This is a genomic window from Micromonospora sp. GCM10011541, assembly GCF_042650725.1.
GTDB classification, from domain to species: Bacteria; Actinomycetota; Actinomycetes; order Mycobacteriales; family Micromonosporaceae; genus Micromonospora; species Micromonospora sicca.
This window is the reverse complement of record NZ_JBHSBP010000055.1, coordinates 381,231-392,980: the sequence shown is the minus strand read 5'-3', so window position 1 is coordinate 392,980 and position 11,750 is coordinate 381,231. Positions and strand designations below refer to the sequence as shown.

The window sequence follows — 11,750 nt, the reverse complement described above, 5'->3', positions numbered from 1 at the left end:
CGACGTGGCACGACCGGACGGACCGGACGACCCGGGGTCCCCGACGTGACGTGGATCATGGCCCGGTGGCCGCGACACGCCCGGGTGGAGGCGGATCGGGCCCGGTCAGGGTCCGCCGGACGCGTCCAGGGCGGCCAGCCGGCTGTGCAGCGGCGCGAACAGCGCCGGCGGGGCGGCGATGACCAGGTCGGGGCCGGCGGGAAGGCCGTCCAACCCGGCCACCCGCAGTCCCGCCTCGGTGGCGACCAGCCCGCCGGCCGCCTGGTCCCAGGCGGCCAGCCCCTTCTCGTAGTAGGCGTCGACGCGACCCTCGGCGGCCAGGCAGAGGTCCAGCGCCGCCGCCCCCATCCGGCGGATGTCCCGGACGTGCGGGATCAGCTCGGCGACCACCCGGGCCTGGTGCGCCCGCCGGCCGGGGTCGTAACCGAATCCGGTGGCGACCAGCGCCTGGCCCAGGTCGGTCTCGGTGGAACAGCGCAGCCGCTCGCCGTCCCGCCAGGCGCCGCCGCCCGCGGTGGCGGTCCACTCCTCGCCGGTGGCCACGTTGCGGACCACGCCCACCACCACCTCCCCGGCCACCTCGGCGGCGAGGGAGACCGCGCAGTAGGGCAGCCCGTACAGGTAGTTCACGGTGCCGTCGATCGGGTCGACGATCCAGCGCACCCCGCCCGCCTCGACCGGCCCGGTGTCCCCGGCGCCGTACTCCTCCCCGAGGACCGCGTCGTCGGGGCGGAGCTTGCGCAGCGCGTCGAGCACCTGACGCTCCACGGCCCGGTCGGCGGCGGTCACCACGTCGGTGACCGTGCTCTTGGTCGCGGCGACCGAAACCCCCTCGGCCCGCATCCGGTGGGCGGTGGCGGCCGCGTCCCGGGCGACGTCGATCGCGATCTCCAGCAGTTCCTGCGTCGGCGGCGCCGAGCGGATCATGGTTCGTCCCCTTCCCGTACGACCGCGGATTCCCCGGCCGTGCGCGGGTATCATCCTTACAAAGTCCACATCTGCGCCCAATCGGCGGTCGGTATCGCCAGTACGCCGTGCGGCGCAGGATGATCGCGGCAGACGGCGTTACAATTCACCCTGCCCACGCGCCACGGACCGCCAGCGACCGGTCGGCCCGGGACACGGGGGTCCCTCAACGACATCGCCCGGCACGGCGTTCCGTGCTGCGCCGGACGACCCGGCCGTGCTCGCTCTTCGCCTCCGGAAGGTCATTCGTGACAGAACCCCGCCAGCCTGGCGCCGACGTTCGCTCGCTCACCGACACCCTGATCGCCCACGCGCAGAGCGCCGGCGGTCAGCTCACGTCGGCCCAGCTCGCGCGCACCGTCGAGTCCGCTGAGGTGACCCCGGCCCAGGCCAAGAAGATCCTGCGCGCGCTCTCCGAGGCGGGCGTGACGGTGGTCGTGGACGGCTCCGCCAGCACCCGCCGCCGGGTGGCCGCGGCCCGCTCCGCCACGCCGGCGTCCCGGGCCACCACCGCCAAGACCACCAAGAAGGCCGCCGCGCCCGCCCCGAAGCAAGCGCCGGCCGCCGACGAGGCCCCGGCCCCCGCCCCGCGGAAGGCGACCGCGCGCAAGGCCGCCGGCACCACCGCCGAGGTGGCCGCCAAGGCCGCCGCGCCGGCCAAGGCCACCAAGGCGACCCGGGCCACGAAGGCGACCGTGGCCGCGAAGAACGCCGCGGCGAAGCCGGCCAACGCCGGCGCCAAGGGTGAGGGCGCCGAGGGCGAGATCGATCCGGAGGAGCTCGCCGCCGCGATCGAGGACGTGGTGGTCGAGGAGCCGGCCGAGCTGACCCAGGCCGCCGAGACCGACGCCGCCGCCTCCGCCACGGACAACGACTTCGAGTGGGACGACGAGGAGTCCGAGGCGCTGAAGCAGGCGCGCCGGGACGCCGAGCTGACCGCCTCCGCCGACTCCGTCCGGGCGTACCTCAAGCAGATCGGCAAGGTTCCGCTGCTCAACGCGGAGCAGGAGGTCGAGCTCGCCAAGCGGATCGAGGCCGGCCTCTACGCCGCCGAGCGGCTGCGCGCGGCCGAGGAGGGTGAGGAGAAGCTCACCCGCGAGATGCAGCGCGACCTGGGCTGGATCTCCCGCGACGGCGAGCGCGCCAAGAACCACCTGCTGGAGGCGAACCTGCGGCTGGTCGTCTCGCTGGCCAAGCGCTACACGGGTCGCGGCATGGCGTTCCTGGACCTGATCCAGGAGGGCAACCTCGGCCTGATCCGCGCGGTCGAGAAGTTCGACTACACCAAGGGCTACAAGTTCTCCACCTACGCCACCTGGTGGATCCGCCAGGCCATCACCCGCGCCATGGCCGACCAGGCCCGCACCATCCGCATCCCGGTGCACATGGTCGAGGTGATCAACAAGCTCGGCCGGATCCAGCGCGAGCTGCTCCAGGACCTGGGCCGCGAGCCCACCCCGGAGGAGCTGGCAAAGGAGATGGACATCACACCGGAGAAGGTGCTGGAGATCCAGCAGTACGCCCGGGAGCCCATCTCGCTCGACCAGACGATCGGCGACGAGGGCGACAGCCAGCTCGGCGACTTCATCGAGGACTCGGAGGCCGTGGTCGCGGTCGACGCGGTCTCGTTCTCGCTGCTGCAGGACCAGCTCCAGCAGGTGCTGCAGACGCTCTCCGAGCGTGAGGCGGGCGTGGTACGCCTGCGCTTCGGCCTGACCGACGGCCAGCCGCGTACCCTGGACGAGATCGGCCAGGTGTACGGCGTGACCCGGGAGCGCATCCGGCAGATCGAATCCAAGACGATGTCCAAGTTGCGGCACCCGTCGCGTTCCCAGGTGCTCCGCGACTACCTGGACTGACCCGACCCGTCAACTAGTCGTGTCGCTTTGATCACCAGCCGTACAACACTCGATGGTGATCGGTCGGTTGCCTGTTTGTGATCGTTGACGTGGCACCCTTGGTGCACGGCACACTGTCTCCACGCCAGGTGTGACCTCGGTCCCCCGCGGGCACACAGGGAAGGCAGGGCCCGACAAGGATGTTGCACGATAGGTGAGCAACGACCGAAGAGAGTGTTCATCGGTGACGACCAGAGGAGGAAGGCGATGACCCCGACCCTCACGCCGCCGCCCGAGACGGTGGCTCCCCCAGCCGCCGATGAACGGTGCGACCGCTGCAATGCTGCCGGCAAGCTCCGGATCACTCTGGCGGGTGGGAGCGAGCTGGTGTTCTGTGGGCACCACGCGAACAAGTACGCGGAGGATCTCGTGAAGATCACCGTGCGGTACGCGACGGACCCCGAGTTCAGCTGGCGTGGCGCCGATCTGATGGCGAACTGAAAACCGCAACCACGACATAGCCGGCCGGAGGCCCCCACGGGGAGCCTCCGGCCGGCTTTTTCGTGCGCTGTGCCCGTCCCGGCCGGAGCGGGACGACGGGTGCGAGCCGGTGCGGGCCGCCTGTGGCGGGTGGGTCAGAGGGTCTGGACGGTGGCGATGCGCTCTTCGAGCTGCTCGATGGTCGCCTGGGCGCTGGGCGGGCCGCCGCAGAGCCGGCGCAGCTCGGCGTGGATCTTGCCGTGCGGCTGGCCGGTCCGGTGGTGGCGGGCGGCCACCAGGGCGTTCAGCTGACGCCGCAGGGCCACCCGGCGCTGGGCGGCGCTCATGGGCGGCGGAGGCGCCGCGGGGCTCTCAGCGGCCGGCTCAGCGGCCCGGGTGGCGGCCCGGCGGCGCTGGGCGGCGAGCTGCTCGGCCTGCCGTTTGGTGAGCAGCAGCGAGACCTGGTCCGCGGTGAGCAGCCCCGGGAGGCCGAGGTACTCCTCCTCCTCGGGGGTGCCGGCCTGGGCCGCGGTGCCGAAGGACGCGCCGTCGAAGATCACCTGGTCCAGCTCGGCGGTGGCGGAGAGCGCCGCGAAGCGCTTCTCCAACTCACCGCTGGCCTGGTCGTCGCGCTGGGCGCGCTCCAGCAGGTCGTCGTCGAAGCCGTCCGGGTCCTTGGGCTTGCCGAGGACGTGGTCCCGCTCGGCCTCCATCTCGCTGGCCAGGCCGAGCAGGTGCGGCACGCTCGGCAGGAAGACCGAGGCGGTCTCGCCGGGGCGCCGGGCGCGGACGAAGCGGCCGATCGCCTGGGCGAAGTAGAGCGGCGTGCTGGCGCTGGTGGCGTAGACGCCGACGGCCAGCCGGGGGATGTCGACGCCCTCGGAGACCATCCGGACCGCGACCAGCCAGCGCTGCTCGGACGCCGCGAACGTCGCGATCCGCGCGGACGCGCCCTGGTCGTCGGAGAGCACCACCGCGGCCTTCTCGCCGGTAACCTGCTCGATCAGCTTGGCGTACGAGCGCGCGGTCTGCTGGTCGCTGGCGATGATCAGACCACCCGCGTCGGCCATCCCGGCGTTGCGCAGCACCGTCAGCCGGGCGTCGGCCGCGCGCAGCACCTGCGGCATCCAGTCCCCGGCCGGGTCCAGGGCGGTACGCCAGGCCTGCGCGACCAGGTCCTGGGTCATCGGCTCGCCGAGCCGGGCGGCGAGCTCCTCCCCCGCGTTGGTGCGCCACCGGGTCTCGCCGGAGTACGCCAGGAAGAGCACCGGCCGGACCACGCCGTCACGCAGCGCGTCGGAGTAGCCGTAGACCGAGTCGGCGCGGGATCGCAGCAGCCCGTCCCCGCCCCGCTCGTAGCTGACGAACGGGATCGGGTTGTCGTCGGAGCGGAACGGCGTACCGGTGAGCATCAGCCGGCGTACCGCCGGCTCGAAGGCCGCCTTGACCCCGTCGCCCCAGGAACGGGAGTCGCCGGCGTGGTGGATCTCGTCGAGGATGACCAGGGTGCGCCGGGTCATGGTGCGCCGGCGGTGCACCTGGGGGGCCATGCCGACCTGGGCGTAGGTGACGACCGCGCCGTGGAAGTCGGCGGCGGAGTGCAGGTCCGCGTTGCGGAACGCGGCGTCGAGCTGGATGCCGACCCGGGCGGCGGCGACGGCCCACTGGGTCTTCAGGTGCTCGGTCGGGGCGACCACGGTGACCGCCTCGACGGTGCCGTCGGCGAGCAGCTCGGCGGCGATCCGCAGGGCGAAGGTGGTCTTACCGGCGCCGGGGGTGGCGACCGCGGTGAAGTCCTCGGTCCGGCGACGCAGGTACTCCACCAGCGCCTTGCGTTGCCAGGCGCGCAGGGGCGGAAACGTCTCGAGCGCCGGCGTCCGGGCTGCCACGCGAAGGCTCCTCTCCGACCGCACCGAAGGGCGGACCCGGACCGAGGGCCACGGGTACCGCCGCCCATGAAAACGCCTCCGCGCAGAAGATGCCGCGAAGGCCGACTCAGCATAACCAGCGCGGCCGGTTCGGCCCAGGCGACGCCACGCTGGTCACATCCGCGACCCCCGCCACCGGGGCCCGCCGGCTCAGCCCTGCGGGCCGCGGGTGCCGGTGCGCGGCGGCCGCAGGGTGGGCACCGGGGCGGACCAGCGGCGGCGCAGCGAGATCAGGCGCAGCGCGAAGACGACGAGGGCCGCCCCGGTCAACGGCGCCGCCGTGGCGTGTCCGTACGTGGACAGCAGGGCCACCACGATCGAGCCGGCGAGCGCCGCGACCGCGTAGATCTCCCGGCGCAGCACCACCGGGATCTCCCCGGTGAGCAGGTCCCGGCCGAGCCCTCCGCCGATGGCGGTGAGCATGCCGATCATGCAGGCGCCGACCGCCGGCACGTGGACGTCGAGGGCCTTGAGCGTGCCGGTGACGGTGAACAGCCCGAGGCCGGCCGCGTCGAGCACCAGCACGGTGGTGCGCAGCCGGGCGAGCTGCGGGTGGAGCCGGAAGACGGCGGCGGCGGTGACCGCCGCGGTGACCGCGTACCGCCAGTCGGCGAAGGCCAACGGGGGCACCTCGTCGATCACCAGGTCACGAAAGATGCCGCCGCCGAGCGCGGCGACGACCCCGACGAAGACCACACCGAACAGGTCCAGCCGCTTGGCCACCGCCGCGTAGGCGCCCGAGGCGGCGAAGACCGCCACCCCGGTCAGGTCGGCGAAGAGCAGGGCGGTGGAGGTGGTCACCGCCGCAGGTTACGTGGGCGGCCGGGGCGATCGCCCGGGATCAATCGCGGTACGAGTCGTAGATCTCCTTGCATTTCGGGCAGACCGGCGAACCGGGCTTGGCCGCCTTGGTCACCGGAAACGTCTCGCCGCAGAGCGCCACGACGTAGGTGCCCATGACGGCACTCTCGGCGATCTTCTCCTTGCGCACGTAGTGGAACATCTCGGGACCGGTGTCGGCGTCCTTCAGTTCCGGACGCTCGAGAACCTCTGTGCTCACTGTCTACACCTCCAACCTTCCCAGTTTCGCAGGTCGTCGGGGACCGGTCCACCGCAGGCCGCCCGGAGGGCGACGGTACCGTAACGGAAGTGACCAACTTTCACATCGGTTTCGGCGCCGAGGTGGCCGACGCCCTGACCGCCGGGCGTCCCGTCGTCGCCCTGGAGAGCACCATCGTCTCGCACGGCCTGCCCCGGCCGGACAACCTGCTGGTCGCCCGTCAGATCGAGCAGGCGGTCCGGGACGCCGGCGCGGTGCCGGCCACCATCGGCATGGTCGGCGGCGAGCTGGTGGTGGGCCTGGACGACGCGCAGCTGACCCGGCTCGCCACCGTCGACGGGGTGAGCAAGCTCTCCGTACGCGACCTGGCGGTGGCCGCCGCCACCGGCGCGGACGGCGCCACCACCGTGGCCGCGACCAGCGCGGTGGCCGCGGCCGCCGGGATCGGGGTCTTCGCCACCGGCGGCCTGGGCGGGGTGCACCGGGAGGCCGCGCAGACCTTCGACGAGTCGGCCGACCTGGTCACCCTGGCCCGTACGCCGATCGCGGTGGTCTGCGCGGGGGTGAAGTCGATCCTCGACGTGGGCGCCACGCTGGAACGGCTGGAGACGCTCGGCGTCGGCGTGGTGGGCTACCGCACCCGCCGCTTCCCCGGCTTCTACCTCACCGACGCCGGCTTCGACCTGGACTGGTCGGTGGACTCGCCGGAGCAGGTGGCCGACGTGCTGGCCGCGCGGGCGGCGCAGGGCGTGCACAAGGGCGGCCTGATCGTGGCCCACCCGCTCCCCGTCGACGAGCAGCTCGACCCGGAGCTGCACGACCGGACCCTCGCCGAGGGCCTGGCCATGCTGGCCCGCGACGCGGTGACCGGCAAGGCCGTGACACCGTTCCTGCTGGCCCACTTCCACTCCGCCACCCGGGGCGCCAGCCTGGCGGTGAACGTGCGGATCATCCTGCGCAACGCCGACCTGGCCGCCCGGATCGCCGTCGCCGCCGCCCGTCGTTCCGCCGCCACGGCATGAGCCACCGGTCCCGCATCCTCGTCGTCGGCGACATCATCACCGACGTGGTGGCGGTGCTCTCCGGGCCGCTGGCGACCGGCTCGGACACGGCCGCCGAGATCCGCTTCAGCGGCGGCGGGCAGGCGGCCAACACGGCCGCCTGGATCGCCGCCCAGGGGGTGGGCGTGACGCTGGTCGGCGCGGTCGGCGACGACGAGGCGGGCCGCGACCGGGTGGCCGAGCTGACCGGGATCGGCGTCGACTGCGCGGTGGAGCGCCACGAGGGCTATCCGACCGGCACGGTGATCGTGCTGACCGCCGACGGCGAGCGGACGATGGTCAGCCAGCGCGGGGCGAACCTGCGGCTGAGCGCCGCGCACGTCGACCGGGCCCTGGCCGGGGCGCCCGACGTCGGGCACCTGCACCTGTCCGCGTACACCCTGCTGGACGCCGCGTCGCGCGGCGCGGGACTGCGGGCGTTGGCCGCCGCCCGCGAGCGCGGGCTCACCACCAGCGTCGACGCGGCCTCCGCGGCGCCGCTGCGGCGGGTCGGCACGGCGGCCTTCCTGACCTGGGTACGCGACGTCGACCTGCTGCTGGTGAACACGGACGAGGCGACGGTGCTCACCGGCGGCCTGGACCCGGCGGCGCAGGCGCGGGCGCTGTCGGCGGCGGCCCGTCGGGTGGTGGTCAAGCGCGGGGCGGCCGGGGCGGTCTGGGTGGACCGGGAGGCCACGGTCAGCGTGGCGGCGGCCCGCCGGGTGGCGGTGGTGGACGTCACCGGCGCCGGCGACGCCTTCGCCGCCGGCCTGCTCACGGCCTGGCTCGCCGGCGCGGACCCCCGCGCCGCCCTCGACCGCGCAGCGGACCTCGGCGCCACCGCGGTAGCCACCGTGGGCGCCCGCCCCACCCCCTGACCCGCGCCGCCTCACCCAGGCTCGCGGCGATCTTGTAGTTGGGGCCTTGACTCGGTCCGATTCGACCGGGTTCGCCCGGGCGCCAAGTGCAAGATCGCGGGGGTCAGGGTTCGACGTCGATGATCTTGTGGGGGCGTTCCTCCGCGGTGAGGCTCATCGGGGGGGTCTCGTCGCGGTGGCGGGGGTGGAGCTTGTTGGCGAGGCGATGCTCTTCCTTCGGGGGGCGGTCGTTGGCCAGCAGCACCGCCAGCCAGGGGATGAGCACCATCCCGAGGCCCAGCAGCGGCAGCCACAGCCAGAGCAGGGGTGCCTTCACGCCGACCAGGACGGCACCGACCACCAGGCACGCCACCCGGATGCCCATCATCAGCACGTACCGCTTCTGTCGGCTGGTGAGCTGGTCGTCCTGGCTGCGCGAGGCGTCGGTGATCAGAATCGGCTGGTACGCCTGACGCTTCACGACGGACCTCCTCGAGGGGATTACGCCCAATCCTGTCACCCGAAGCCCTTGATCAGCGAAAGTTCGACTCACCCGGGTTGCGTGTTACGTACGTGGTACGCTCCCCCCGTGGGCAGCCGGTTCAGCTTCACCGACGAGGCGTTGGACAACCTGCGGGTCTACGACGTCAGGCCCGGGGAAGTCTGGGAGGCCCTGCACAGCACGCGCCGGGTCATCCGGCACCTCGGCGACGACGTCATGGTCGTCTACGCGGTGTCCCATTGCGGCCGACGACTCGCCGTGCTGCTCGCCGAGGCCGACGGCACCGACCACGACTGGGACGTCCTGTCCGCGCGCGAGCTGAGCGACATCGAGGCGAAGCGCTACGACGAGGCGGTACGGAGATCTCGCCGATGAGGAGGCGGTCACGATGGACCGGAACGAGGCGACCAAGCGTTTCCACGGCGGCGACGACGCGCTGGCCGAGCTGATCGACGAGAGCCAGCCGGCGGAGCTGCCCACCCCCGACACCGACGTGCCCATGGTCAGCCGCTCGGTGCGCCTCCCGCTGGAGACGTACGAGCGGGTCCGGGCGGCCGCCGAGGCCCGCGGCATCGGGGTGACCACCCTGATGCGACAGTGGATCGAGGCGGGCCTGGCCGAGCTGGACGACTCGGCGACCGTCTCCCTCGCCGACGTGCGCCGCGCGCTGGCCGCGCTCTCCCGCCCGACGGCGGCCTGACCGGTCGGCTGTTCCGCCCGACGGCCGGTCGACCGCCCGTCACAGCGGCGGGGCCGAGCAGCTCAACGACGGGGGCCGGGCGGCAGTTGCGTCAGGCTTTCCCGGCCTTCGACTTCGCCTCGGCCTTGGCCGCCTGCTTGAACTCGCGGACCCGGCGCAGCGACTCCGGGTCGGTGACGTCGGCCACCGACCGGTACGCGTCCGCGTCGCCGTACCCGCCCGCGGCCTCCCGCCAGCCCTGCGGGGTCACCCCGTACCGCTTGCCGAGCAGGGCCACGAAGATCTGCGCCTTCTGCTTGCCGAAGCCGGGCAGCTCAGTGACCCGACGCAGCAGCTCCCGGCCGTCGGTGACGTCCGCCCAGAGCCGGGCCGGGTCGCCGTCGTACCGGTCGACGAGGATCCGGCAGACCTCCTGCACCCGGGCCGCCATCGCCTTCGGGAACCGGTGCAGGGCCGGTGGCTGGGCGAAGAGCTCGACCAGGGCCTCCGGGGCGTACCCGGCCAGTTCGCGGGCGTCCGGCTCGTGACCGAGCCGCTGGGCCAGCACGTACGGCGAGGAGAACGCCTTCTCCATCGGCACCTGCTGGTCGAGCACCATGCCGAGGAGCAGCGCCAGCGGGCTGCGCTCCAGCAGCCGGTTGGCCTCCGGATCGATGGGCAGCGAGAGCGTCATGTCCCCATCCTGCCGCCTCCGCGCGGCGCGGGCCGCGCCGACTCCCCGAGTCGGGACGGCACCCGCCCGACAAAACGGGCGTGGGGTCCGCCGGGCCGGCCGCGGGCGCGCCGTCAGTTGACGACGAAGAGCAGCCGACATCGTCTGACCGGCTACCGGGTGCGTCCGGGCGGGATGTCCCGGGTGCCCGTCGATCCGCGCCGGCCGGGAGGCAGGATGGCGACGTGGAACACGACATGCTGCTCTCCCCCACCGGCGTCGAGGCGCTGCGGACCGCGCTGACCCGGGCGCACTTCACCTCGAACGGCATCGCCGGTCGGCTCGGCGCGCAGGCCACCGGCGGGGTGGCCCGCAACGACTTCCGGGCCGCGCTGCGCGCCACCGAGGACCGTGACCCGCTCGCCACCCTGATCCGGGTGTTCATCTGCGACCAGACCGAGCCGGAGGCGGCGGTGGCCGCCGCGCTCGCGCCGCTGACCGTCGCCGAGGCGCTCGCCGGCGGGCTGGTCGAGCGGTACGGCGACGGCCTGCGCGCCGGCGTCGACCTGGAGCCGTACGGGGACGAGTGGTGGGTGCTCGCCGACGCGCCGGCCAGCGCCCGGCCCGGGAAGCCGCTGCACGCCGAGCACGTGCTGGGCATCGGCGGCGCCACCCAGACGCTGATCGGCGCGACCGTGCGCCGTCCGGTGGAGACCGCCCTGGACCTGGGCACCGGCTCCGGCGTGCAGGCCCTGCACCTGGCCACCCACGCTGGGCGGGTCACCGCGACCGACGTCTCCGAGCGGGCGCTGCGCTTCGCCGCCACCACCGCCGCGCTGAACGGCCAGGACTGGGAACTGCTCCGCGGCGACCTGGTCGCTCCGGTCGCCGGCCGCCGCTTCGACCTGGTGGTGAGCAATCCGCCGTTCGTGGTCGGCCCGGGCACCACCACCCACGTCTACCGGGACTCGGGCCGGGTCGGGGACGCGATCGGGGCCGAACTGGCCGCCGCGGCGCCGCACCTGCTCACCGACGGCGGCACCATGCAGTACCTGGCCAACTGGGTGCACGTCACCGGCGAGGAGTGGGACGAGCGGGTGGCCGGCTGGTTCGCCGGCACCGGGCTGGACGCCTGGGTGATCCAGCGCGAGGTGGCGGACCCGATGGCGTACGTCAACCTGTGGCTGACCGACGTCGGCGAGGCGGCCGACCCGCAGCGGATGGCGGCCTGGCTGGACTGGTTCGACGCGCACAAGGTGGAGGCGATCGGTTTCGGCATCGTCTCGCTGCGCCGCGCCGGCCACGACGAGCCGGTCGTCCGGGTGGAGGACCTGCGCCAGCGGGTGGAGCCGCCGATGGGCGACCACATCGCCGCCTGGTTCGACCGCCAGGACTGGCTCCGGGTACGCGACACCGACGCGCTGCTCGCCGCGCGCTACCGGGCCGCCGAGGGGCTCCAGCTCCGGCAGGAGGCCACCATGGGCGACGAGGGCTGGGCGGTGGACCGGCAGGTGCTGGCCATGCCGCGCGGGCTGCGCTGGTCGGAGGAGATCGACCCGCTGGTGCTGGCCCTGGTCGGCGGCGCGGACGGAAGGCTGCCGCTGCGCGACCAGCTCGCCCTGCTCGCCGCGGCGCACGACGTCGCCCCCGGGGAGCTGGCCGAGGCGGCCGGCCCGATCGTGGCGCACCTGGTGGAGCGGAGCATCATCGAACCGATGACCGACTGA

The 11,750-nt window shown here is 73.6% G+C and carries 13 protein-coding genes; 7 read left to right on the top strand and 6 right to left on the bottom strand.

Going from position 1 to position 11,750, the window contains the following annotated elements; genetic code table 11:
* Positions 1-105 precede the first annotated feature (105 nt).
* A complete protein-coding gene (locus tag ACFOYX_RS23925) occupies positions 106-927 on the bottom strand; it encodes an inositol monophosphatase family protein (RefSeq protein WP_109801979.1) in 822 nt (273 codons plus the stop codon).
* 287 nt (positions 928-1,214) lie between these two features.
* On the opposite strand from ACFOYX_RS23925, the gene ACFOYX_RS23920 reads away from it, so the two are divergent.
* Positions 1,215-2,825, top strand: a complete 1,611-nt coding sequence (locus ACFOYX_RS23920; RefSeq protein WP_322439186.1) for an RNA polymerase sigma factor — start codon at positions 1,215-1,217, stop codon at positions 2,823-2,825.
* 246 nt (positions 2,826-3,071) lie between these two features.
* Positions 3,072-3,305, top strand: coding sequence for a hypothetical protein (locus ACFOYX_RS23915; protein WP_036374862.1), 234 nt, complete (start codon positions 3,072-3,074; stop codon positions 3,303-3,305).
* Between the two features lie 134 nt (positions 3,306-3,439).
* Here the strand turns inward: ACFOYX_RS23915 and ACFOYX_RS23910 are convergent, their stop codons facing one another.
* The 3 genes from ACFOYX_RS23910 to ACFOYX_RS23900 all read right to left on the bottom strand — a co-directional run bounded on the left by ACFOYX_RS23910 (position 3,440) and on the right by ACFOYX_RS23900 (position 6,272).
* Positions 3,440-5,173, bottom strand: a complete 1,734-nt coding sequence (locus ACFOYX_RS23910) for a DEAD/DEAH box helicase (protein WP_109801981.1) — start codon at positions 5,171-5,173, stop codon at positions 3,440-3,442.
* Positions 5,174-5,362: 189 nt separating this feature from the next.
* Positions 5,363-6,013: a trimeric intracellular cation channel family protein gene (locus ACFOYX_RS23905; protein WP_109801982.1), complete on the bottom strand. Its 651-nt coding sequence runs from the start codon at positions 6,011-6,013 to the stop codon at positions 5,363-5,365.
* Between the two features lie 40 nt (positions 6,014-6,053).
* Positions 6,054-6,272 (bottom strand): DUF3039 domain-containing protein, encoded by a 219-nt coding sequence (locus ACFOYX_RS23900; RefSeq protein WP_322439187.1) that lies wholly within the window; start codon positions 6,270-6,272, stop codon positions 6,054-6,056.
* An 89-nt stretch (positions 6,273-6,361) separates the two neighbouring features.
* On the opposite strand from ACFOYX_RS23900, the gene ACFOYX_RS23895 reads away from it, so the two are divergent.
* Positions 6,362-7,294 carry a pseudouridine-5'-phosphate glycosidase gene (locus ACFOYX_RS23895; protein ID WP_322439188.1) on the top strand — a complete coding sequence of 311 codons (933 nt, stop codon included), beginning with the start codon at positions 6,362-6,364 and terminating at the stop codon, positions 7,292-7,294.
* Entirely contained in the window at positions 7,291-8,190 is a 900-nt protein-coding gene (locus ACFOYX_RS23890) for a PfkB family carbohydrate kinase (RefSeq protein WP_322439189.1), read from the top strand. The genes ACFOYX_RS23895 and ACFOYX_RS23890 overlap by 4 nt, the downstream gene beginning before the upstream one ends.
* Positions 8,191-8,293: 103 nt before the next feature.
* On the opposite strand, the gene ACFOYX_RS23885 is transcribed toward ACFOYX_RS23890, so the two are convergent.
* Positions 8,294-8,650, bottom strand: a complete 357-nt coding sequence (locus ACFOYX_RS23885) for a DUF3099 domain-containing protein (protein ID WP_322439190.1) — start codon at positions 8,648-8,650, stop codon at positions 8,294-8,296.
* Between the two features lie 108 nt (positions 8,651-8,758).
* Between ACFOYX_RS23885 and ACFOYX_RS23880 the strand changes: the two genes are divergently transcribed.
* Together ACFOYX_RS23880 and ACFOYX_RS23875 are read left to right on the top strand one after the other, a co-directional pair.
* Complete coding sequence (locus tag ACFOYX_RS23880; protein ID WP_322439191.1) at positions 8,759-9,046, top strand: hypothetical protein; 288 nt, start codon at positions 8,759-8,761, stop codon at positions 9,044-9,046.
* Positions 9,047-9,059: 13 nt separating this feature from the next.
* Positions 9,060-9,371 carry a hypothetical protein gene (locus tag ACFOYX_RS23875; RefSeq protein WP_109801987.1) on the top strand — a complete coding sequence of 104 codons (312 nt, stop codon included), beginning with the start codon at positions 9,060-9,062 and terminating at the stop codon, positions 9,369-9,371.
* Between the two features lie 91 nt (positions 9,372-9,462).
* Here the strand turns inward: ACFOYX_RS23875 and ACFOYX_RS23870 are convergent, their stop codons facing one another.
* Complete coding sequence (locus tag ACFOYX_RS23870; protein ID WP_322439192.1) at positions 9,463-10,044, bottom strand: HhH-GPD-type base excision DNA repair protein; 582 nt, start codon at positions 10,042-10,044, stop codon at positions 9,463-9,465.
* Positions 10,045-10,280: 236 nt separating this feature from the next.
* On the opposite strand from ACFOYX_RS23870, the gene ACFOYX_RS23865 reads away from it, so the two are divergent.
* Positions 10,281-11,750: a methyltransferase gene (locus ACFOYX_RS23865; RefSeq protein ID WP_322439273.1), complete on the top strand. Its 1,470-nt coding sequence runs from the start codon at positions 10,281-10,283 to the stop codon at positions 11,748-11,750.

Bases quoted from the DNA above. Each gene is read 5' to 3' on its own strand.
- ACFOYX_RS23870 (WP_322439192.1), bottom strand. From the start codon at position 10,044: ATGACGCTCTCGCTGCCCATCGATCCGGAGGCCAACCGGCTGCTGGAG.
- ACFOYX_RS23890 (WP_322439189.1), top strand. From the start codon at position 7,291: ATGAGCCACCGGTCCCGCATCCTCGTCGTCGGCGACATCATCACCGAC.
- ACFOYX_RS23925 (WP_109801979.1), bottom strand. From the start codon at position 927: ATGATCCGCTCGGCGCCGCCGACGCAGGAACTGCTGGAGATCGCGATC.
- ACFOYX_RS23915 (WP_036374862.1), top strand. From the start codon at position 3,072: ATGACCCCGACCCTCACGCCGCCGCCCGAGACGGTGGCTCCCCCAGCC.
- ACFOYX_RS23865 (WP_322439273.1), top strand. From the start codon at position 10,281: ATGCTGCTCTCCCCCACCGGCGTCGAGGCGCTGCGGACCGCGCTGACC.
- ACFOYX_RS23875 (WP_109801987.1), top strand. From the start codon at position 9,060: ATGGACCGGAACGAGGCGACCAAGCGTTTCCACGGCGGCGACGACGCG.